Origin of the sequence: Cytobacillus sp. S13-E01, assembly GCF_029193815.1 — a bacterium.
Classification (GTDB): Bacteria; Bacillota; Bacilli; order Bacillales; family Bacillaceae_L; genus Bacillus_BV.
In genome coordinates this window covers 355,922-379,449 of the sequence record NZ_JARFVC010000001.1, presented here as the reverse complement: position 1 = coordinate 379,449, position 23,528 = coordinate 355,922, and the positions used below count along the sequence as shown (strand labels likewise).

The 23,528-nt window shown below is 36.6% G+C and carries 21 protein-coding genes and 1 pseudogene; 18 read left to right on the top strand and 4 right to left on the bottom strand.

Features of this window, described 5'->3' with window-relative positions; translation table 11 throughout:
• The first annotated feature begins 601 nt into the window (after positions 1-601).
• The 5 genes from PY093_RS01825 (at position 602) to PY093_RS01805 (ending at position 6,978) form a co-directional block, all read left to right on the top strand.
• Positions 602-1,873: an ATP-binding protein gene (locus PY093_RS01825; protein ID WP_275644148.1), complete on the top strand. Its 1,272-nt coding sequence runs from the start codon at positions 602-604 to the stop codon at positions 1,871-1,873.
• Between the two features lie 153 nt (positions 1,874-2,026).
• Positions 2,027-3,328 (top strand): M20 family metallo-hydrolase, encoded by a 1,302-nt coding sequence (locus tag PY093_RS01820; protein WP_275644147.1) that lies wholly within the window; start codon positions 2,027-2,029, stop codon positions 3,326-3,328.
• A 293-nt stretch (positions 3,329-3,621) separates the two neighbouring features.
• A complete protein-coding gene (locus PY093_RS01815) occupies positions 3,622-4,572 on the top strand; it encodes an AAA family ATPase (RefSeq protein WP_275644146.1) in 951 nt (316 codons plus the stop codon).
• The gene (locus tag PY093_RS01810; RefSeq protein WP_275644145.1) at positions 4,572-5,765 is read left to right on the top strand and encodes a DUF58 domain-containing protein; all 1,194 of its coding nucleotides are present in this window, start codon (positions 4,572-4,574) and stop codon (positions 5,763-5,765) included. The genes PY093_RS01815 and PY093_RS01810 overlap by 1 nt, the downstream gene beginning before the upstream one ends.
• Positions 5,755-6,978, top strand: coding sequence for a DUF4129 domain-containing protein (locus tag PY093_RS01805; RefSeq protein WP_275644144.1), 1,224 nt, complete (start codon positions 5,755-5,757; stop codon positions 6,976-6,978). Before PY093_RS01810 ends, PY093_RS01805 begins: the two co-directional genes overlap by 11 nt.
• Positions 6,979-7,033: 55 nt before the next feature.
• Here PY093_RS01805 and PY093_RS01800 read toward each other — a convergent pair whose 3' ends face one another.
• Both PY093_RS01800 and PY093_RS01795 read right to left on the bottom strand, forming a co-directional pair.
• Complete coding sequence (locus tag PY093_RS01800; protein WP_275644143.1) at positions 7,034-7,162, bottom strand: hypothetical protein; 129 nt, start codon at positions 7,160-7,162, stop codon at positions 7,034-7,036.
• A gap of 236 nt (positions 7,163-7,398) precedes the next feature.
• Complete coding sequence (locus PY093_RS01795) at positions 7,399-8,199, bottom strand: HAD family hydrolase (protein WP_275644142.1); 801 nt, start codon at positions 8,197-8,199, stop codon at positions 7,399-7,401.
• A gap of 343 nt (positions 8,200-8,542) precedes the next feature.
• On the opposite strand from PY093_RS01795, the gene glcT reads away from it, so the two are divergent.
• The 4 genes from glcT to ptsP all read left to right on the top strand — a co-directional run bounded on the left by glcT (position 8,543) and on the right by ptsP (position 13,649).
• Positions 8,543-9,385: a glucose PTS transporter transcription antiterminator GlcT gene (glcT, locus tag PY093_RS01790; protein WP_275644141.1), complete on the top strand. Its 843-nt coding sequence runs from the start codon at positions 8,543-8,545 to the stop codon at positions 9,383-9,385.
• 207 nt (positions 9,386-9,592) lie between these two features.
• Positions 9,593-11,653 carry a glucose-specific PTS transporter subunit IIBC gene (gene ptsG, locus PY093_RS01785; protein ID WP_275644140.1) on the top strand — a complete coding sequence of 687 codons (2,061 nt, stop codon included), beginning with the start codon at positions 9,593-9,595 and terminating at the stop codon, positions 11,651-11,653.
• A 17-nt stretch (positions 11,654-11,670) separates the two neighbouring features.
• Positions 11,671-11,937: a phosphocarrier protein HPr gene (locus PY093_RS01780; protein WP_275644139.1), complete on the top strand. Its 267-nt coding sequence runs from the start codon at positions 11,671-11,673 to the stop codon at positions 11,935-11,937.
• Positions 11,937-13,649 carry a phosphoenolpyruvate--protein phosphotransferase gene (gene ptsP, locus PY093_RS01775; RefSeq protein ID WP_275644138.1) on the top strand — a complete coding sequence of 571 codons (1,713 nt, stop codon included), beginning with the start codon at positions 11,937-11,939 and terminating at the stop codon, positions 13,647-13,649. The genes PY093_RS01780 and ptsP overlap by 1 nt, the downstream gene beginning before the upstream one ends.
• A gap of 305 nt (positions 13,650-13,954) precedes the next feature.
• On the opposite strand, the pseudogene PY093_RS21335 reads toward ptsP, so the two are convergent.
• Positions 13,955-14,304: pseudogene (locus tag PY093_RS21335) on the bottom strand (IS4 family transposase); the annotation flags it as partial.
• 634 nt (positions 14,305-14,938) lie between these two features.
• Between PY093_RS21335 and PY093_RS01770 the strand changes: the two are divergent.
• Positions 14,939-15,739, top strand: coding sequence for a S1C family serine protease (locus PY093_RS01770; RefSeq protein ID WP_275644137.1), 801 nt, complete (start codon positions 14,939-14,941; stop codon positions 15,737-15,739).
• Between the two features lie 114 nt (positions 15,740-15,853).
• Here PY093_RS01770 and PY093_RS01765 read toward each other — a convergent pair whose 3' ends face one another.
• Positions 15,854-16,036: a DUF5370 family protein gene (locus PY093_RS01765; protein ID WP_275644136.1), complete on the bottom strand. Its 183-nt coding sequence runs from the start codon at positions 16,034-16,036 to the stop codon at positions 15,854-15,856.
• Positions 16,037-16,197: 161 nt separating this feature from the next.
• On the opposite strand from PY093_RS01765, the gene PY093_RS01760 reads away from it, so the two are divergent.
• The 8 genes from PY093_RS01760 to PY093_RS01725 all read left to right on the top strand — a co-directional run bounded on the left by PY093_RS01760 (position 16,198) and on the right by PY093_RS01725 (position 23,528).
• On the top strand, positions 16,198-17,244 hold the full coding sequence (locus PY093_RS01760; RefSeq protein ID WP_275644135.1) for a class I SAM-dependent methyltransferase: 1,047 nt from the start codon (positions 16,198-16,200) through the stop codon (positions 17,242-17,244).
• 545 nt (positions 17,245-17,789) lie between these two features.
• A complete protein-coding gene (locus tag PY093_RS01755; protein ID WP_275644134.1) occupies positions 17,790-18,017 on the top strand; it encodes a hypothetical protein in 228 nt (75 codons plus the stop codon).
• Between the two features lie 112 nt (positions 18,018-18,129).
• Positions 18,130-18,915 (top strand): SDR family oxidoreductase, encoded by a 786-nt coding sequence (locus PY093_RS01750; protein WP_275644133.1) that lies wholly within the window; start codon positions 18,130-18,132, stop codon positions 18,913-18,915.
• Between the two features lie 63 nt (positions 18,916-18,978).
• Positions 18,979-19,854 (top strand): NAD(P)-dependent oxidoreductase, encoded by an 876-nt coding sequence (locus tag PY093_RS01745; protein WP_275644132.1) that lies wholly within the window; start codon positions 18,979-18,981, stop codon positions 19,852-19,854.
• 66 nt (positions 19,855-19,920) lie between these two features.
• The gene (locus tag PY093_RS01740; RefSeq protein ID WP_275644131.1) at positions 19,921-20,103 is read left to right on the top strand and encodes a hypothetical protein; all 183 of its coding nucleotides are present in this window, start codon (positions 19,921-19,923) and stop codon (positions 20,101-20,103) included.
• Between the two features lie 195 nt (positions 20,104-20,298).
• Complete coding sequence (locus tag PY093_RS01735) at positions 20,299-21,510, top strand: acyl-CoA dehydrogenase (RefSeq protein WP_275644130.1); 1,212 nt, start codon at positions 20,299-20,301, stop codon at positions 21,508-21,510.
• Positions 21,511-21,550: 40 nt separating this feature from the next.
• Positions 21,551-22,324, top strand: a complete 774-nt coding sequence (locus PY093_RS01730; RefSeq protein WP_275644129.1) for an SDR family oxidoreductase — start codon at positions 21,551-21,553, stop codon at positions 22,322-22,324.
• 34 nt (positions 22,325-22,358) lie between these two features.
• Complete coding sequence (locus tag PY093_RS01725; protein ID WP_275644128.1) at positions 22,359-23,528, top strand: thiolase family protein; 1,170 nt, start codon at positions 22,359-22,361, stop codon at positions 23,526-23,528.

Here is a 23,528-nt window from a genome sequence, read left to right as displayed (position 1 = left end):
TAGTGTGACAGTATTTTATTGCTTTTTTTACTAGCTTTTAAAACCATGAGCCTTGTTTAAATACAAAAAACGAATCGATTACATCGATTCGTTTTTAAAAAGTTTCTCTATTTTGTATGACGTACTATAAAATACGTCCAAATCATTAACGTAACTATATCCCTAATTACCATAGCCGCGGTAATTATTCCTGGTGTTTTTGATATCTTAAACAACGAAAGCCCTACCTCTCTTTCGTCCTAACGGCTCCTTAGCCGATCCAGTGTGAATAAGTCATTCTTCAAAATTAGGAAATTGCCAAATCATGTACCAAGAAGGTACTTGTTAAAAGCCATCACCTTTTGTTAAAGGTGGGACTAGCCAATTTATCTTATTTATGTTAATTTTATCATTAGTTTATAATAGTTACGAAAATATGGAGACAACATTTAATAACAATACACTATTCACTTGTTAATGTCAATTAAAATCCATATTTGGATATTTTAGAATGATAATACAAACTTATCTGTTCGATGATATAGTAACTTTAGTTAACCTAGGTTATGCTAACATAATAATGATGATAATTTACAGTATGAGTGATAAGTGGGTGTGAAATATGAAGAAACTTGGCTTTTTTAATAAAAATATTCCATTGCTCTATTTTGTTTTTAGCTTGGGATGGATTATGTTATCAGAAATTTATATTAATAGTCTTGACTATGAAACAAGGCTTTATGAAATGTTGCAGATGGGAAAAGGACTATTTTATATTATTGTAACTACTATTTTGATTTACATCATTTTAAAAAAACATGAAGCATATAAGAGGGCAGAAGAAAAGGAACACGAACTTTTATCACTTATCAACTCTATGCCTGATTTCGTTTGCTTTAAAGATGGGGAAGGCAGGTGGATGAGGGTAAATCAGTTTGGTAAAGACCTATACCATCTTAATTCAGTTGATTATGAAGGTAAAACAGATGCTGAGTTGGCTGAACTTTCGCCCTTCTTTAAAGATGCTTTTTTATATTGCGTTCAAAGTGATCAAGAAGCATGGGAAGGTGGACAACTTTCAAGGTGTGAGGAGTCCTTTTATATTCCTAGTGGGGAGTTAAAAACATTCGATGTCATTAAAGTGCCACTTTTTTATGATACTGGCAAAAAACGAGGACTTGTCACAATCGGTAGAGATGTTACCCAGTTGAAGATTGCAGAAGAAATGTTACTGAGAAAGGAAAAGTTGTCAGTGCTTGGTGAACTGGCAGCGGGTATTGCGCATGAAATACGTAATCCACTTACATCCATAAAAGGTTTTATCCAATTAATGAAAGAAACGGACACCTCATCAACTAGTCGCTATGATCTTATTCTATCTGAGTTAGCAAGAATTAACCAAATTGTTGGGGAACTTCTTGTTCTTTCAAAACCACAAAGTGTCTCACATAAACGATTCGAGGTAAAAGAACTAGTTGAATATGTGGTCAATCTAACGTCCCACGAGGCTGTTTTACATAATGTTGATTTTCAAGTCGGAAATTACGTCGATAATCTTGGCGTAAAGGGTGATATAAATCAAATGATTCAAGTATTCATCAATGTATTTAAAAATTCAATTGATGCTATGCCAAATGGTGGGATCATAACATTGAAAGTAAAGCAAAAGGATGATTACATTGTCTTTACTATTAAAGATACGGGTGTTGGAATTCCTAAAGAAAGACTTGAAAAAATAGGAGAACCTTTCTTTACTTTAAAAGAAAAAGGCATGGGACTTGGGTTAACAGTTAGCAATAAAATTGTTCATGAACATAAAGGGACATTAACAATTGATAGTGAAATTGGGAAAGGCACAACCGTTACGATTAAAATCCCGGTAAATAAGGAATAGTTAGAAAGTGAATTTGGTTTCATTATTTGCCGTTGATTGATGTAACTTCCCTTTTAGTACAAAGCACCCATCGATTAGGGGAAAATTCTCTATTGAATGAAGAAATGCTATATACTAGTATTAACTTAAAATAGTAATGGGGGATAGGAAATAATGAAACAAGAATTCAATCTAACAAAGAAATTAGTAAGAGAATATGATAGGTCATTAGACCATGGGGGGATTAATGGGACCCGTTTAGCGCAGCGATTAGGTGAACTATCAAAACTTGGCTTATCAGAATCAGGTGGATCTAATCGAGTAGGCTTTTCAAAAGAAGAACGACAGGCAAAGGAGCTTGTGAAAAAATGGATGAGGGATGCTGGATTACAGGTTCGAGAAGATGGTGCAGGAAATGTATTTGCACGATTTGAGGGTCTAAATAATGATCTTCCAGCAATACTTTCTGGATCACATGTAGATACTGTGCCTAATGGTGGGCATTTTGATGGTACATTAGGTGTACTTGCAGCGTTAGAGGTAGTCGAAGCTTGGAAGGAGCTTGGCTATAATCCAGTTAGACCATTTGAGGTTGTGATCTTCACAGATGAGGAAGGTGCCAGGTTTAATGGAGGTTTAACAGGTAGTGAAGCGATGATGGGAGCATTTGAGTTAGATAAAAAGCTGTTACTAAAAGATAGTGATGGCATGACATTTCAACAAGTTCTTGAAGAAGATGGCCTTTCCTTGGATTCGTACGAAAAAGCTGGTAGGGATCTAGATGAAATTGCGGCCTATGTAGAAGTTCATATTGAACAAGGAAAACGTCTTGAAAAAGCAAATATTCCTTGTGGAATCGTAACTGGAATTGCTGGACCCTGTTGGTTAGAAATTACCTTTACTGGTGAGGCAGGACATGCTGGAAATACTCCAATGAACGATCGAAAAGATGCACTTGTTGCAGCAAGCGGGTTTATACATAAAATTCATACTCTTCCAAGAGTGGTTAGTGAAACGGCTGTTGCTACAGTTGGAAAAATGTCTGTAAAGCCGAATGGTGTAAACGTTATACCTGGAGAGGTACAACTATACGTTGATATACGAGATATCTATGAGTCGACACGAGACAAACTCGTAGAGGTTATTTTAGATGAAGCGAAAATGATTGCCAGATCACATAACGTTGGTTTTAAATGGCAAGAGACGACAAGAGTAAAACCAGTACCCATTCAAGATAAAATGCAGGAAATACTTTCAAAAGCTTTTGAAGCACATAATATTAAACAACAATACTTACCAAGCGGAGCCGGACATGATGCCATGGTGTTAGGAGAAAAAATTCCAGTTGCAATGTTATTTGTCCGAAGTGAAAACGGGATTAGCCACAATCCAAGGGAATGGACATCTCTGGATGATTGTGTACATTCGGTTCATCTTTTAAAACACTGCTTGGAAAACTTAGTTTCAGAGGTATAACGGTCAGATAAAAGAGTCGAATTGGCTCTTTTTTTCGTTAAGTAGATTAGGATAAAAAATTGGTAAATATAGTGAGTTTTTGGTTAATTTAGTTGAAAGATATCTTTTTTCGTAAAGGGGACTTTACCATGAATATAAGATTAATAAATAGACTAGGAGTATAACTAATGGAGAAAAGGTAAGCCAAGATTCTAATAATGAAACTATAATTTACAAAGATAGTTGACTAATAGCTCAAATTTTAGGAAAATTGATATAATTAGTAAAATTTCATTATTTTATTGGAGGAAATCATGGATATTAGAGAAAATGTAGGATTATTGAAAGAAAGCATTGGTAAAGTGATCATCGGTAAAGATGATGTTGTGGAACTATTATTAGTTGCGCTTTTAAATAAAGGTCATATATTACTAGAAAGTGTACCAGGTACTGGGAAAACTATGCTTGCTAAAAGTTTTTCAAAGACAATTAGTGGTACATTCAAACGAATTCAGTTTACACCAGACGTACTGCCAAGTGATGTGACAGGTATCCAATTTTTTAATCCGAAAGAACAAGAATTTCAGCTTCGTCCAGGACCGGTAATGACGAATATATTACTAGCAGATGAAATTAACCGTGCTACACCAAGAACGCAATCTAGTTTATTAGAGGTCATGGAAGAGCGCCAAGTGACCATTGATGGTGAAACATTAAAGCTACCATCTCCATTTGTCGTTATTGCTACACAAAATCCAATTGAATCACAGCAAGGAACCTTCTCATTACCAGAAGCACAGATGGACCGATTCTTCGTTCAAATTGACCTTGGCTATCCAAGTTTTGCTGAAGAAAAACAAATTATGAAAGCATATAGACAACATAACCCAATTGATGAGCTACTAGAAGTGTTTTCTAAAGAAGAAATTGAAAAAATGCAAAGAGCAGTTCAGGCTGTAAAGCTTTCGGATGACGTTGAAGATTATTTATTACGAATTGTTCATGCTACTAGAAAACATACAGATATTGAGGTAGGGGTAAGTCCGCGTGGCACACTTGCACTAATGAGAGGTGCACAAGGAAAAGCTTATATTGAAGGTCGAACGTTTGTAACTCCCGAAGATATTAAATATATGGCACCATATGTTATCGCTCATCGTCTTGTATTAACGATGGAAGGCTCTCTTAAAAAGACGAATCGTCAATTAATTAATGAGGTTCTATCAACAGTTGCTGTTCCAGTAGAAGCAGGAGCGGTAAATTAATGGAATGGCAAAAGCAAATTTCATTAGGAAATGAGTTATCATTATTAGGGGTTATTTCCTTAGTGATCTTGTTTTCCGGTATTATCGGAAAATCTTTTTTACTGCTTTTTTTAGGTTCTTTTTTTCTACTCTTCATTTATATAAATCAAGTTTACCTAAAGCGTGTTGCTACTCATTTAGTCGTCACTCACGACAAGTCATTGATTAAACTTTTTCAGGGAGAGAGTGATCAATTCACGCTATCTTTGAGTCAAAAGGGTCTTTTTCCAATCTTGAATGCATCACTTAGAATTACGATTGATAATGTAATAGAATTCGAGAATAGTAGAGATATTATTGACGGAGAACAAATCGAGTTAGTCATACCTGTATCTCTTCTTAGTAAACAGACACTGGAAGTTAATTTACCTTTCGTCGGCAAAAGGCGGGGGATTGCAAAAATTAGGACTGTTGAAATGAGAATCCCACATTTATTTGGCTTTGGTGAAGTTTATATAAAACGGAATGTTCCACTGACGTTTGAAACAATCATCTATACATCTCCGGTTGCTGTTGGTGGAATTGAACAAATCATTCCTAAAAATCAAGGTGATTATCCAATTAGGCAGTCATTTTTTGAAGATATGTCTGCTATTGTTGGAGCGAGGAATTATGTCGCAACAGATCCGTTTAATCGTATTCATTGGAAAGCATCAGCACGAACGGCCCAGGGATTACAAACCAAACAATATGAGCGTACGGCACTCTTTTCCTGGTCACTCTTTGTTAATGTAAGGGAAAGAAAATTAGAAGAACTATTAAGTGGTTTAACCTATTTACTTGAATATGCAACGAAACGTACTATTTCCTACGAGATCTTTGTCAATGTAAGAAGAGCTGGTAAAACACCTTTCTTACATATACCTATGGGAAGTGGTAAAGAGCATTTACAAAAAGTGTTGGAACTCGTCGCACGTTTGAGTAAGCATAGTGTTACGATTCCTTTTCATAGTATGGTTTATTCTGTTGAAAGACAGAATCAACTCTCACCTTTTGTTATTATCTGCGGGGAATTTGAACAAAACGAGTACATTGTTCTTAAAAGTATGAAAAAACGTGGAATCGATGTATATAAATTGACAGAACACGATAGTTCAACCTTTTTAACTCTCACCTCCTTTTTAGAAAGGAAGGCTGACTTCCATGCAGGATAATGTTTTCCAAAAAGTGTACCAATATATAATGGAAATTATATTTCTTTATATCGTTCTAGTCTTATTTTATTTCCATACACCAATTCTACCACCAATATTACCATTTTTAATGATCGTTGGCTTAGGGGGATTAGCTTATCTTTATTTATTGTTAAAGCTAAAGGAGCGTACACCTTACTTTGTTGTTATGATTCTTATTCCTTTAGTAGCCTATATTAGTAGTCTTTTTGGTTTAGGTTTTGGACTAAGTATAACCTTATCGGCATTTATTTGTTGGCGCATTATCGCCTATTATAATCAAGGTATGATTCTATCAGAATCGACAATCCTAATCATAACATTATGTGGTGGTTTTCTTATCTATTTAGGATCTGTTGTACAAGTTTACCCACATAAAAATATAACGCTATATTTAATGATTACCCAACTGCTTTTTCTGATGTTAGGAAAAATTCTTAATGGGTTGTTTATTAGTAAGATAAACGACAAAAATACAGAAGCAAAAAAGCAATCCAGTTCTATGCTTATTCTGTTCAGCGGGTTATTTGGTGCAGCAATTGTAGTTGCAGTGGGTTTTCCACTCTTCTTTAATGGCTTACTTTCTTTAATAATGAGTATAGTAGGGAAAGGGCTTTATACACTGTCAATTCCGTTATTTAATGCTGTAGATAATGCAGACTTCGAACGTAATCCCCAAGGAGCAGGTGCGGACGGTCGTGGATGGGATAATTCCCTTGAAGATAACAAGTCAATTTATGATTTTCTTGATGGTTTATCATGGCTTAATTTATGGACAGTTCTCTCCATCCTCGGAATAATGATTATTGCGATTCTTGCTTTCATCTTAGGTCGTAAGAAAATGGTGAAAAACCATGAAGCAGTAATGGCTGGGAGTCCTTATACGGTGACCGTTGAAAGTAGTGAACAGGCAGAGCGGACATGGTTTAAGAAAAATAATGCTCCAGCTGAAAAAGTCCGTAAACTCCTTTACGATCTTGAAATGCATGCAGCACGAAAAGGTCGAGGTAGATATGGTCACGAGACTGCACAGGAATGGTTAGCCAGAGAGAAATTCTTGGATTCAAAATTGGTATTAGCCTATGAAAAAGTTCGTTATGGTGAAGAGTTATTATCCGAACAAGAAAATAAACAATGTGACGAAATTGTAAAACAATTAAAAAGCAAAATGCGTGATTTAAAGCAGCAAAACTAATTTAATCTTAGGAACCACTAGTAAAAAGAAGGGCGAAGAGCCCTTCTTATGTAATTTATCTTCGCTTCTTTTTTTCTTTTTTAGGAGTACCCGCGATTTCACCAGCGAATTCAGCATCTTGAGCAGAAACGCTTGGGTTTGCAACCTCTTGACTAATTTTAGTTTGTCTTCCTTTTTTCGCCATATGATAACCCCTCCTTTTTAGATGAATGCCTAAAGCAAGCTTATTTTGTGCTATGATGCAATAATTTAAACACAGAATTTTTATCCCGCGCTTAAGACTTATTCCTCTTGTAATTTATAGGAAGTTTAGGAGGGGGATAAAGAAAACCTCCAAGATTTGAGTTTCACTATATAGAACTATTTTCTGACTAACTTCAGAATAGTGATACTCTATTTATGAAGAGATTAAGAAAAAAGTTATTTTTTACTCAGTTGACGATTCTTTTCAAGAATGATATCTATTGCATCGCTAACAGAGTTAACAACATGCATTGCTTCTTTTTGAACGTCTTTATGACTATGTGACATGACAAAACTGTTCTCGGTTAAGCGAAACATAGGGATATCGTTATATGAATCTCCAATTGTAGCTACTTCACTTGGTTCATATCCAAGTTGATTGATTAACGCTGTTACTGCATTTCCTTTACTAATATTCTTTGGCATAATATCTAAACATTGTTTTTCAGAAATATACGTATCTATTTGGTTTGGATATTGACTGAGAAGTCTTTGTTGGAATTGTATAATCGCTTTTTCTTCACCTAGAACCGTAATCTTAGAAGGTTTAATTGTTGGAATTTCATCTAGAAGAAAAGGACTCTCTGTGATCGGATGAAACATTCTCTTTTCAATATTTAACACATGCTCGTTTTTTTGTTCAGTAAAGTTTGTATCATAGCTACATACAAGCGTTATAAACTCTAAGGATCGAACTTCATTAAAAATTTGTTTTGCCAGTTCCGACTCAAATGTTGTCGCAAGAAGCTGAACATCTTGATTTGTTGAAATAAAGGCGCCATTTTGACTAATACGGTGAAATTTTTCATTAATGGATTTTAGTACCTCGTTAATCTCAATATCCATTCTCCCAGAAGCGAAGCAGATATCAATCCCACTCTTTTTTGCTCGTTCTAATGCCGATATATCTTTTTCTGTTACTTTTTTATCGAAAGGTAATAATGTTCCGTCAAGGTCACTAACAAGTAGCTTTATCATCAATTTCTCCTCCTGATAATTGTAGATTGTATTATTCTTGGTTAGCAAATACGATAATATGTTTATTTATCTAGTAATGCAAGCATTTCGAATTGTAAAGGGAACATCAAGATTTATATAAAACAAAAAACTAAGACATGTACTGTTTTTCCTAAGACATGTCTAACCCATGCTTAGTTTTTATAAATCCACACATATATGATTGAAAATCTTTTAATTAGAAAATATGAACTGAATATGCTGACATTTCCCGAAATAGTCATAACAATTGACGAAAAACACTTCCTGTTAGTAAGATGAAACAGCCGAGTAATAAAAAATTTAATTAAGGATGGATCTCAATATGGATTCCTTTACTATAAAAAAGCTATTAAACAATAATGTATTAATTGCAGTACATGCTCTGTATGGTGAGGTTGTATTAATTGGAAAAGGGCTTGGATTTGGAAAAAAGCATGGTGATCTTATAAAATCAAATTCATATGAAAAAATGTTTGTTCTAAAGAGGGAAATAGAGCAGGAACAATATAAAAAATTATTACCATTTATTGAGGAAGAATTTGTTGAAATCATGAATGATGTTATCTATTTAATAAAGGAAAATGTAAATGTTTCCGTTGATGAACATATTCACATAGCTTTAACGGATCATATATCATTTGCGATAAAACGGTTAAAACAAGGTATAGACTTAAAAAATCCGTTTCTGATGGAAACAAAAACATTATACCCATTAGAATACAAAGTAGCAGAAAAAGTAGTGCGTCTTCTAAATAAAACCATCGATGTTCATTTACCTGAAGGCGAAATCGGGTTTATAGCACTCCATATTCATAGTGCAATCTCGAAAAATTCAATATCTGAAATAAATCATGATTCGCATTTAATAAATACACTAGTTTCCTTAGTAGAAGATTCATTAAAAATAAAATTAGACCGTGAAAGTATAGCTTACCTGCGATTGGCGCGTCACATACAACACACGATAAAAAGGGTTAAATGTGGAGATATTGTGAAAGAACAAAAAGAGTTAGCTAATCTCTTGAAGCAAGAATATCCTATATGCTATAATCTTTCATGGAAAGCCATCAAAGTGATGCAACAGACACTAAAAACGCCAGTCAATGATGCAGAAGTAGTTTATCTAACGATGCATCTCCAACGATTGGTAAATAAAACTGAATAATTAACATTTACGTGTTACTGATCCGATCAGGCATGAGTGAATTTGATGTGTTTATTTAATCTTATTGGGGTAATTTAACCTTTAAAGATATAAATGGCACGTTATTACTCATGCCTTTTTATATTTACAATACTTGTAAACGTTTTTATTCGAAAAAATGTAGGTTTGTTTCGTCAACGTCAATACATATAAGGAGGTAGGTAGAGCATGTTTCATAAGATATTTGGAACACTTCAAAAGGTTGGAAAAGCCTTAATGCTACCTGTGGCGATTCTGCCGGCGGCTGGTATCTTACTTGCTTTTGGTAATGCATTACAAAATCCTGATTTGGTAAGAAGAATTCCAGCTTTAGAAACTGGTTGGCTCCAACTTGTAGCAGAAGTAATGGAACGTTCTGGTGGAATCGTTTTTGATAATCTAGCATTGCTTTTTGCGGTAGGAGTTGCAATTGGACTTGCTGGGGGTGAAGGAGTAGCCGGATTAGCTGCGATAATCGGTTTTTTAGTTATGAATGTAACAATGGGTGTTTCACTTGGAGTTACTAGTGAAAGTGTGGGTGCTGATCCTGCATTTGCAAATGTCCTAGGAATTCCAACCTTACAGACGGGGGTATTCGGCGGTATTATTGTAGGGATACTAGCTGCTACCATGTATAACAGATACTTTAATATCGAATTACCATCATACTTAGGCTTTTTCGCTGGCAAGCGCTTCGTCCCAATTGCAACCGCTGTATCAGCATTAATCCTAGGAATTATTATGATCTTCATTTGGCCACCAATTCAAACTGGCTTAAACACATTCTCAACAAATATGCTTGATACCAATCGCACATTAGCTGCATTTATTTTTGGAGTTATTGAAAGAGCATTAATTCCTTTTGGTCTTCATCATATTTTCTATGCTCCGTTTTGGTTTGAATTTGGACAATACACAAACCAGGCAGGAGATATTATCCGGGGAGATCAAAAGATCTTCTTTGAACAAATTCGTGAAGGGGCTGAATTAACTGCTGGAACGTTTATGACAGGGAAATTTCCATTTATGATGTTTGGTTTACCAGCAGCAGCACTTGCTATCTATCATGAAGCTAGATCTGACCAGAAAAAATTAGTAGCGGGTATTATGGGTTCTGCTGCACTCACTTCATTTTTAACTGGGATAACAGAACCTATTGAATTCTCATTCTTATTTGTTGCACCAGTATTGTTCGCAATACATACAGTTTTTGCCGGATTGTCATTTATGGTTATGGACATTTTAAATGTGAAAATTGGGATGACATTCTCAGGTGGTGTAATTGATTTCATGCTCTTTGGAGTGCTTCCTGGTCGTACTGACTGGTGGCTTGTGATTCCAGTTGGCTTGGTTTTCGCATTGATTTATTATTTCGGATTTCGTTTTGCAATCCGCAAATTCAATCTAAAAACACCTGGACGTGAAGAAGCAGCAGAAGATGAACAGGATGCCAAACAGGTAGGTGACCTTCCTTTTAACATATTGGAAGCAATGGGTGGAAGTGATAATATCGCTCATTTAGATGCGTGTATAACAAGACTTCGAGTTTCAGTTAATGATAATAAACAAGTAAATAAAGATCGATTAAAGAAGCTTGGGGCTGCGGGTGTACTGGAAGTCGGTAATAATATTCAAGCGATTTTTGGGCCAAGGTCAGATAGTTTAAAGACGCAAATCAAAGATATTATCGATGGTAAAACGCCAAGGCCAGCTCAGGTTTCAACTGGGAAAGAAAACCAAGAACAAATAGAAGAGGTAATTCCTAAGGAACTTAAAAATGACTTAGATAACAATGAGAATATGTTTATATCACCACTTAAAGGTAAAATCATGCCGATAACAGACGTACCAGACCAAGTGTTCTCAGGAAAAATGATGGGCGATGGCTTTGCTATCTTACCAGTTGATGGAACGGTTGTTTCGCCAGTCGATGGCAAAGTGGTACACATCTTCCCTACAAAACATGCGGTTGGACTAGAAACCGATGGCGGCCGTGAAGTATTAATTCACTTTGGTATCGACACAGTAAACCTAAAAGGGGAAGGCTTTGAAGCATTTGTTGCCCAAGGTGATAAAGTAACAAAAGGACAACAACTACTTAAGGTTGACTTAGCATATGTCAAAAAGAATGTTCCATCGATTATTACCCCAATTGTTTTTACAAATTTAAAAGCTGGAGAAACGGTTAAAATTGAAAAACATGGGGAAATAGAATTAAAAGAAGAGGGAATTATATCAATATCTAAATAAAAAGGGGATAGAATAAAATGGCAGAAAAAACATTTAAAGTTACTAGTGAATCGGGAATTCATGCACGTCCAGCAACTGTTTTGGTACAAGCAGCAGGTAAATTCAACTCAGATATTAATCTTGAATTCAATGGTAAAAAGGTTAATTTAAAATCAATTATGGGTGTTATGTCATTAGCCATTCAACAAGGTGCAGAAATTAAAATTATAGCTGAAGGCAGTGATGAAGAAGAAGCAATCGCAACACTTACAGATACTATGGTTAAAGAAGGGTTAGGAGAATAATGTCTACTATAATTAAAGGAATTGCAGCATCCTCAGGTATTGCAATTGCAAAGTCTTACCGAATGCAGGAGCCAGATTTAACGGTTACTAAAAAAAGTATTGCTGATCATGACTCTGAAATAAATCGCTTTACCTCTGCAATTGCAACTGCAAAGGAAGAGTTAGAAAAAATTAAGGCAAAAACGAATGAAGAACTAGGAGAAGATAAAGCAGCAATTTTTGCTGCTCATCTTCTTGTATTAAGTGACCCTGAACTCATAAATCCTGTTCAAGATAAGATCAAGTCGGACAGTGTAAATGCTGAGTTCGCTCTACAGGAAGTAGCAAATATGTTTATTCAAATGTTTGAATCAATGGAAAATGAATATATGAAGGAAAGAGCAGCTGATATTCGCGATGTAACGAAGCGTGTAATCTCACATTTACTTGGGGTGAGCATTCCCGACCCAAGTATGATAACAGAAGAAGTAATCATTGTCGCAGAGGATTTAACTCCATCTGACACAGCTCAGCTTAATCGAAAGTATGTAAAAGGCTTTACAACAAACATTGGTGGGCGTACTTCCCACTCAGCCATTATGGCACGATCAATGGAAATCCCAGCAATCGTTGGAGCTAAAACAGTAACAACTGATATTGAAAATGGTGTAATCGTCATTGTTGATGGATTAGACGGAGATGTTATTGTTAATCCTACTGATGAACAAATTGCGCAATATCAACAAAAAAAGCGAGATTATGATGCACAAAGAGCAGTGTGGGCAAAGCTAGTAAATGAAAAAACAATATCTAGTGATGATCATCACGTAGAATTAGCTGCAAATATTGGTACACCTGAGGATGTTGAAGGTGTCCTCAAAAATGGTGGGGAAGGCGTTGGTCTGTATCGTACTGAATTTTTATACATGGGCCGTGATCAACTACCTACTGAAGAAGAGCAATATATTGCTTATAAAACTGTTTTAGAAAAAATGGCAGGCAAACCAGTCGTTGTCCGTACATTAGATATTGGTGGGGATAAGGAGCTACCATATTTAGATCTACCAAAAGAAATGAACCCGTTTTTAGGTTTTCGTGCCATTCGACTTTGCCTGGAGGAACAAGACATATTTAGAAGTCAATTACGTGCACTATTACGGGCAAGTATCTATGGGAATTTAAAAATCATGTTTCCGATGATTGCTACTCTTGACGAATTTAGACAAGCAAAAGCAATCCTATTTGAGGAAAAAGATAAACTAGTTTCAGAAGGCCAGTCTGTATCAGATCAAATCGAAATTGGCATCATGGTAGAAATCCCATCAACAGCAGTACTAGCTGATCAATTTGCAAAAGAGGTCGATTTCTTCAGCATTGGTACAAATGATTTGATTCAATACACAATGGCTGCAGACAGAATGAATGAAACAGTTGCATATCTTTATCAACCATACCACCCTGCAATCTTACGACTAGTATCAATGGTTATCGAAGCAGCACATAAAGAAGGCAAATGGGCAGGAATGTGTGGAGAAATGGCTGGAGATCCAATTGCAATTCCACTCTTACTTGGCCTAGGCTTAGATGAATTTAGTATGAGTGCAACATCAATTTTACCAGCACGATCACAAATCAAAAAACTTTCCAAGTCCAAAACCGAAAGCTACAAGGACAAAATCTTATCTATGAGCACTACTGAAGAAGTAGTTGCTTTGGTTAAAGAAAATTTTTAGGCAGTAAGGGATGATCCTTACTGTTTTTTTGAAAGATAAGAAAGTATAAAAATTTGTACCAAGTTTTAGTGTCTAGCTCCGGGCGCCATCGACTCTATGGTATAAGCCAATCCGTCCGGAAGGTAAAGAACAACCTTCCAGCCGGCTTGTCTTATGCTTGTCGCCGATAGGCGGGCGCCCTGCGCTTTTCTTATTTAGGAATTTATAACTTGAGTTTCGCAGCCTTAATAAACAGGATTTTCTAACTCATAATCCTGCCTAACCCCTTGTTATATAAGGCTTGTCTATTATTCCATTTTAACTGCCTATGCAGCTTTATCCTCTTGAAATAATTGTTTACCTAAAAATGAGTCTTCAAATAGCTCCCTTTAGAAATTGGTATTCTGGGGAGTTTTTGAACTCTTTGATGTCGACCGTTCCAGAGTCTGCTACCAGCCGTGATCACTACCTGCAGAAGCTCCTCGAACATATCCCATAACCTTTCGGCTAAATTTTTTTCAATCATCTCGTCTTTGACATGTTCAAAGAGGCCTCCAAGTGTCTCGTAATCATTGACCCTGCGAAAATAGGCAAGAAACACATAGAGGATATAGGTGGTGGTCACATGGCTAATTTGGGCGTCAAAATCCTGGGATTGACACTTTCCAAACTTCAGATATTGGTTGACCTCAGAGCGAACCCTCAAGGACCAAGAGATAAGGGAATCAGCATGATTTAATAAATAAGCGGAGAAATTTCTCTTAATTACGAAATAGCACTTAAAATAGCTTAAATAGACGGAAGAATTCCGACTATTTACACAAAAAACGTCAAAATGGATCATTTTGCATTGCTTAAGCGGAAAACCTCCGCTTATTTATCCCGAACCAAGCATTATTACGCAGTTTAACCGGAAAATCTCCTCTTATTTTAATTATCACTGGTTACTAAATATAGGATGAGTTCTGATGTATTTAGAAATATCGTAAGAATTGACATCCCAATTGACATATAATTTTGAGTGTCCAATAAGCATTGTCCTTTAAATTTATTATGTCATTAATGGTTTTATTTTACTATAAGCGGTATTATAAATCCCTATATAAAAGAAAAATGGCATACGTCGATTTGTATGCCATTTCTAATGTCAATTTTCCGTTATGTACCTCAAAACGGAACCATTTATTCTTTTGCGACAGCGTTTTTTTTTTCCCTCTTTCTTCATCTTGTATATCAATAATCCTTAGAGTCAAAAATCGCTTCCCGTGGTACTATATACATATGAACTCTTGTTAAAAAGGGGTATTGGTATGAAGGATAATGAGGAGAATCACAATGATCAAGATGAATTCGTTGAACATCCAGTGGATGCTTGGGATGAGGAGCCTTCATTAGAAGACTTTTTATTTGCTGAAGAAGATGATGAGAAGGTAGTAAAAAAGAAAAAACAGCGTGCAACAATTGGCAAACTGGTCGTTTTTGGCCTGGTTATCGCACTTTTGTTAAGTGGATTAGGCGTTTGGGTTCAAGTATTCAACCTACCTTCTCTAGCTTTTATTAAAAAATCAAATGAACTCTCTCAGATTGAGAACATTCAAAATTATAAAGAAGCAGTAGTCACAATTGAAGGTAATAATGTGAAGGGCACCGGCTTTAATATTTCCGCTGACGGGTTCATTGTCACAAATCATCATGTAATTGAGGACTTATCATCGATTCTGGTTATTTTTCCAAAGGGAGAATTTTTTACAGCTAAAGTTAAAAAAACATACCCAGACATCGATATTGCTTTACTAGAAATTGAAGGTACTAATCTTCCCTATTTAGAACTTCAGAAGAATGATAATTGGTCCAAAAATGATCATATTTATGTTATAGGAAATCCACTCGCCTATAGTCAGATTGTAATGGAAGGAAACATTCTTGGAGTTACCAATACGATGAGAATATCTGCTCCAATACATAAAGGCAATAGCGGTAGTCCTGTAATCGATAGTGATGGAAAAGTGATAGGAGTCGTTTATGCAAAGACCATTCCCACAATCGGATCAGGGGAAGAATCGGTTGGTCTTGCCGTACCGATAGATCAGATTTCTGATTTGCCAAGGTGAAGTGAATACATTTGGGTATTTCATCACATTGGATTTTTTCTTACGTTGAATTAAGATCATGTTAAGTGTAACATCAAACAAACCGTTCGTTTCAGGGAACGGTTTGATTCTCAATTATTCTTCAAAAAACTCATCGACTAGCTTTTCGATTTGTTCTCTACTTGGTTTTTCACCAGGAAAACTAAATGTAATTTCCTTGATAAAATCACCGTCTTTATAAACATGTAAAGCCCCGTCTTGATGTATGACACTATACTCCGTTTCAAATCGGTAACCATCACGGTCAATTGCACCCATATTTTACTCTCCTTTACCATTATCTGCTTCTAGTCTTTTCAAAAGGTAGAACGGTTATACACTAGTAATATTCTGAATAATCAATCGTTTTTGTTGACTATTAGTCTTCAAGTAATACATTATTAGTATAATGACTAAATAAACTTTTTGGAGGTTAGTATATGGCTCTTGCACATGAACCAAACCAATATCCTTATAGTGAAAAAGATTTTGATACAACATTAATAACACCTAGCTATAGGGTTGAACTGAGAAACTCTACAAACAATGAACTAGATAAATTTATTAATGCGAATGTTGTTAGTGATTGGTCACAGCTGTCATGGAAGGATGTCGGTTCTCCTTACAAGGTTAAAACGGTCGCCAAATCGAGGACCCAGTGGGAAAAGGAACATTCTTCAACAATGCCAGTCAAAACATCATGGGAATATTTTAATAAATCATTTCACGAGTGGTTTGTTAAGGACGTGCCAGCTGAGTTATCAAATAAAAAGAAAGCGTTAACAAAAAGTATGGCGCATTTTAAATTTTCAGAAGTGTTGGAAGCCTTAGGAGATTTAACAAGATTATCATTATGGAACTATGCCCACAGAATTGAAGATGGTATTTGGGATCCACGTGGCAAGCGTGCTCTTTTTCAGGGGTTAGATGTATCAAAGCCGAGGATACTATTTCTAGGTGCAGCCGAAGGGTATGAAGCCATGCAGCTATCTGCCATGTACCCAGATGGTGAGGTGGTGATGGTTGACTATGATGCCTTTTGTAAAATCGAACGATTTGGCAATTTTCCAGCAAGCTATCCGTTTTTAGGAGAAAATCCGGCAACCGGTAGTCCAAAGGTTTGGTATAAGGAACAAATGAACATAAATTATGTGGTAGAAGATATTCGTAATCTTAAATATGGACGCGAATTTGACATCGTAATTAGTGTAGGTTTACTGGAGCATGTTCCTGATGAGCATAAACCGGAAATTCTCGACTTTCACCGTAGATTTGTAAAACCAGGTGGATATGTAATTATGACAACACCACGTGACCAACGAAAATCACGACTTTATTACAAAGTAATGGCGGACGTTATGAATCACACCTATCGTGAGCTAATGGATATTCGTCAAATGGGATTGTACGTGTATGAGGCTGGCTTTGACATAGTGAGGCATGGTTATATCAAAGTTCACAATGGGATTATAGCAAAAGTTCGATAAAAAATGATGGGCACTTTTATCAAGGTCGAACTCGGAATGGATATGTTAAATAGAGTATTAAATTGATAAGATTTAGTAACTCTATTTTTTTGTTGTTTAGGAATTTATAAAATTGTAAGGTTGTGTATAACTTCGTGTCTTTGTCTATCTACGTCTAGCTCCGGGCGCCATCGGCTCTATGGTATAAGCCAATCCGTCTGGAAGGTCAAAGAACAACCTTCCAGCCGGCTCGTCTTATGCTTGACTTGCACAGGATGTGCCGATGTCGATGTTCGCCACAGGACGTGGCGGGTTTTAATCGACGCTCAGGTAGGCGGGCGCCCTGCGCTTTTATTATTATTTTTAGCAAAAAAAATCATCAAAGCCACAAAAAACTTGCCTAAGCACAATAAAGTCTAATGTAAGAACAAATAATCCTTATTATTCCCATAGTTAAGCTTACAATAGTAACTACACCCAAAAAGTGTAAGCATCTTTTCTTCTTACGTTTACATACATACAACTGAATGAATTAGCAAAATTTAAGAAAAAGGAGGGATAAAGAAATGCCAAGAAGAAGTAATAACAACTTTCATGAGCATGATTTCAATGTTGATGAACGTTATGAAAGTATTATTAATGACACAACAGCATCAGCTGGTAATGAAATGGGGGTCAAAATAGACGCAAATCCGGAAAACTTAGTTCAACCACAAAATCCTTTTCATATAAAGCCGAAAGTTAATAAGGAAATGGACAAATTCATTAAAATTTTTGAAGGGGAAGAAAAATAAGGAAAAGGGTGTCAGGAAATTATCTGATACCCTTTTCAAATTTAATGATATATTTCACAATTATCAGTATAATGATAGTTGGTATTATATTATTATTTATGGGGTGATTTAGATGGACTTACAATTAAATGGTAAGACTGCACTTGTTATTGCATCTAGTCAAGGTCTAGGTAAAGCAATTGCAAAACAATTAGTAGAAGAGGGTACAAATGTCATGCTCACTAGCCGTAATGCTGAAAAGCTAGAAAGTGTTCAGCAAGAGCTTTTACAAATTGGAAAAGGAAAGGTATCCTTTTTTCAAGCTGATATTACAAAATTAGAAGATATTAAGAATGTAGTCGATAAGACTGTAGTAGAATTCGGAGGAATTGATGTCTTAGTAAATAATGCAGGTGGTCCTCAAGCGGGAACATTTGATTCATTATCAGATGAACAATGGCAGCAAGCATTTGAGTTGAACTTGCTAAGTTATATAAGAGTAATCCGCGAAACCTTACCATATTTACGTAAACAAGGTGGCAAGATTGTAAACATAGCATCTTCGTCGATAAAAGAACCAATACCTGGATTGTTATTATCTAATACATTTCGCTTAGGTATTGTCGGTTTAACCAAAACATTAGCCTCTGAACTTGGACCAGATAATATTCTGATCAATACAGTTGCACCGGGACGCATTGCAACAGACAGAGTGGCTTTCTTAGATCAAGTTAATGCTGACAAGCAAGGTGTGACAAAAGCAGATATAGAAGTAAAAATGAAACAAAATATTCCGCTAGGCCGTTATGGTGAACCTGAGGAATTTGCTAAGGTGGTAACATTCTTCCTGTCTGGTGCAAATACATATATGACTGGTAACTCATATTTAGTAGATGGTGGTATGGTTAAGTCGATATAGTAAGTGAAAACCCTGATAGAAAAGCTTATTTTAAAAATTAGGAGTACAGGAGGTGTAATTATTATGATATCAAAAGAAAATACAGTGATTGGTTTCATAGGTACTGGTGTTATGGGGAATAGCATGGCGGGTCATCTATTAGGTCAAGGCTACCCTGTTGTTGTATATACGAGAACAAAAGAAAAAGCTATGGAATTGATTAAGAAGGGCGCTAGCTGGAAAGATACTGTTACAGATGTAGCAAAGGCAGCAAATGTCATCATCACTATGGTTGGTTATCCAAACGATGTTGAAGAAGTGTATTTAGGAAAAAACGGAATACTTGCACATGCAGCAACAGGTACCTATGTAATTGATATGACTACATCGAAGCCTTCTTTAGCACAAAGGATTTACGAAGAAGCAAAGACTCGCAGCATTTATGCACTTGATGCACCTGTTTCTGGTGGTGATGTAGGGGCTAGAGAAGCAAAATTAACGATTATGGTTGGGGGAGATAAGGCTGTTTTTGAAGAGTGTAAACCAGTCTTTGAAATGATGGGTGCGAATATAGTGCTTCAAGGCGGGGCAGGAGCTGGTCAACATACTAAAATGTGTAATCAGATTGCGATTGCATCAAATATGATGGGTGTCAGTGAAGCCATTGCATATGCAAAAAGAGCGGGACTTGATCCCGAAAATGTCTTAAAAAGTATCTCTGCAGGCGCAGCTGGTAGTTGGTCTTTAAGTAATCTAGCTCCGAGGATGATTGCTGATAATTTTGAACCTGGCTTTTATATTAAACATTTTATTAAGGACATGGGTATTGCCTTGGAAGAAGCAGAAGCAATGGGTATGGACACACCTGGTTTACAACTTGCAAAAAGCCTATATGATCAATTAGCTGAAAAAGGTGAAGAAAATAGCGGAACTCAAGCTTTGTATAAGCTTTATAAGTAATAATAATATTTCCTATTCACTCTGTAGATACTATTTATGCATGATAATCTAAAGGAGTGTTTGGAGATGGCAAAACGTAATAAAAAAAATGACGCAGATCAAAAGAATAAGCAGGGCTTTGATTCGGCAACAACTGATTCTGAATTCAGTCATGAATTAGGAAGTCATGCTGCAAACCAAAAGCATAAGAAAAAAGCCAAAAAAGAAAAAGCACCAAAAAATGATGGTAAATACGAAGGCGGATTGTAAGTCCAAAAGTGGGGAGAAATCCTCACTTTTAATAATATCAAAATTTATATTGAACAGAAGTCCTGTGTAATTGATTAATTAATAAGAATTTTTAGAATAAAACTTGAATATATCCTGCTAACAGTTGTATTATAGTAATAGGGATACATACCGACCGGTTAGTTAGGTTGGCGTAACTGAATGGGGGATGAAGATATGAACTTTTCATATTCAGAAAAGGTTGCCACGCTACAACAAAGAGTAAACGCTTTCATGAACGAGTACGTTTATCCAAATGAACGATTATATGAAGAACAATTAAATAAGCAAGAAAATCGGTGGTCAGAAGTTCCACCAATCATGGAAGAGCTTAAAGAGAAAGCGAAGGCTCAAGGTCTATGGAATTTGTTTTTACCTGAAAGTGAGCTAGGTGCAGGTTTGACTAATACTGAGTATGCTCCGCTATGTGAAATCATGGGACGTTCATTAATCGGTCCAGAAGTATTTAATTGCAATGCACCTGACACTGGGAATATGGAAGTGCTTGTACGCTACGGAACAGAGCAACAAAAAGACAAGTGGCTAAAACCACTTTTGGCTGGTGAGATTAGGTCTTGCTTTTCAATGACTGAGCCTGATGTAGCTTCAGCTGATGCAACAAATATTGAATCAAGTATCATCCGGGATGGAGATGAATATGTCGTAAACGGACGCAAATGGTGGTCATCTGGTGCTGGAGATCCTCGTTGTAAAATCGCGATTGTAATGGGTAAGACCGACCCAGAAGCGCCAAAGCATGAGCAGCAAGCAATGATATTAGTTCCACTTGACACACCAGGTGTAAAAATTGAACGCATATTACCAGTGTTCGGTTATGATCATGCTCCCCACGGTCATGCAGAAATTACATATGACAATGTTAGAGTACCAGCAGACAATATTCTTTGGGGAGAAGGTAAAGGCTTTGCAATTGCTCAAGGAAGACTTGGTCCGGGAAGAATTCATCATTGCATGAGATTGATCGGTGCGGCTGAACGAGCTCTTGAAGAAATGTGTGAACGTGTCCAGACGCGTGTCGCATTTGGAAAGCCGTTAGCAAGTCAGGGTGTTATTCAAGAGTGGATAGCTGAATCTCGAATAGAAATAGAGCAGGCACGGTTATTAACATTAAAAGCTGCATATATGATGGATACAGTTGGAAACAAAGAAGCAAAAGCTGAAATTGCGATGATAAAAGTTGTTGCTCCGAGCATGGCTTTACGTGTTATTGACAGATCGATTCAAGCTTTTGGTGGAGCAGGTGTAAGCAATGACTTTACATTAGCAGCGCAATGGGCGAATGCACGTACATTACGTATTGCGGATGGTCCAGATGAGGTTCATAAAGCGCAAGTGGCAAAGCTAGAGCTTCGTAAATATAGAAAGTAGAGAATCTACTAAAAATACGATTAAAAGGAGACCTTTCAATATGCATGTACTTGAGTTATTTAGTTTAAAAGGGAAAACCGCAATTGTAACAGGTGGTGGAAGAGGATTAGGAGAACAAATCGCAGTAGGTTTTGCAGAAGCAGGTGCAAATGTTGTTGTTTGTTCTAGAAAACTAGAAGCCTGCCAAGAAGTAAGTAATAGATTACTGGAATTGGGTGTAAAATCACTTGCTTTAAAGTGTGATGTTACAAATCCAGAAAATGTTAAAATGGTTGTAGAAGAAACTGTAAATGAGTTTGGAAGGATAGATGTTTTAGTAAATAACAGTGGTGCAACGTGGTCATCACCAGTAACTGAAATGCCACTAGAGGCGTGGCATAAAGTAATGGAGGTTAATGTAACGGGGGCGTTTTTAATGAGTCAAGCGGTTGGAAAGGTAATGATTGAACAAAACAGTGGGAAAATCATTAACATTGCATCTGTTGCTGGTTTAGGCGGAACAGATCCTAGATTCATGGATACAATTGCCTATAACACAAGTAAAGGGGCAGTCATTACTTTTACAAAGGACCTGGCGGTTAAGTGGGGTAAACATAATATCAATGTTAATGCAATTGCCCCAGGGTTTTTCCCAACGAAAATGTCAAAGGTACTGATCGAAAGAGGCAAAGATCATATTTTAGCAACAACTCCATTAAACAAATTTGGTTCTGACACAGACCTAAAGGGTGCGGCGTTGTTTTTAGCATCGAAGGCTTCAGATTTTGTGACTGGTGATACATTGATTGTTGACGGCGGAACACACGCGATGTAACTTCGTAGTTTGCTAGAAAAAGGAGGAATTACTGATGAAACGAGATGCTGTTATTGTATCAGCTGTTAGAACACCAATTGGGAGACAAGGTGGATTGCTAGCTGAACTAGAAGCTCATCAATTTGGGGCAATTGTTATTAAAGAGGCAATGGAACGCGCAAATGTAACAGCTGAAATGGTTGACGATGTAATCCTAGGCAATGTGTTAAGTGGTGGAGGCAATATTGCCCGTCTAACAGCATTACAAACAGGACTTTCTATAGAAATACCTGGTATAACCATTGATCGCCAATGTGGGTCAGGTATTAATGCTGTTAATTTAGCGGCCCAGGCTATTCGTGCAGGGGATGGTGATGTCTTCATCGCCGGTGGAACAGAAAGCATGTCACGCGCACCATATTTAATGGATAAACCTAGCAAACCATACAGTGTGATGCCACCTACTTTTAAAAAATCAAGACTCTCACCTAAAGAAATCGGTGATCCACCAATGGGAATTACAGCAGAAAATCTAGTGAAAAAATACAATATATCACGCAAAGAACAAGATGAATTTGCATTTAATAGCCAACAGAAGATGGCAAATGCAATGAAAGAAAATTTCTTTGAAGAGCAAATTGTCCCGGTTACGATACCTGTTCGTAAAGGCGATCCAATTATAATTGATACAGATGAGCATCCTCGTCCTGAAACGACATTGGAGGGACTGGCGAAGCTTCGACCGGCCTTTTTACAAGATGGAACGATAACTGCAGGAAGTAGTTCAGGTTTAAATGATGCGGCAGCTGCTCTCGTGATTATGTCAAGAGAGAAGGCTGAAGAATTAGGACTAGAGCCTTTAGCTACAATCAGAAATTATGCAGTTGCAGGTGTTGACCCTTCAATCATGGGAATAGGCCCAGTACCAGCGATTAAAAAGGTATTAGAAAAAGCAGGACTGACCCTTGATCAAATGGATTTAATTGAATTAAACGAAGCCTTTGCTGCACAAGTAATTGCTTGTGACCGTGAGTTGAAATTTGATTCTAGTAAACTAAATGTTAATGGTGGCGCGATTGCCCATGGACATCCGCTTGGAGCAACTGGTGCGATCCTGATGACGAAAGTTGTATACGAACTCAAAAGAAGAAAAGGTAAGTATGCGTTAATTACAGCTTGTATTGGCGGAGGCCAAGGAATTGCTACAATTATTGAGCGGGGGTAG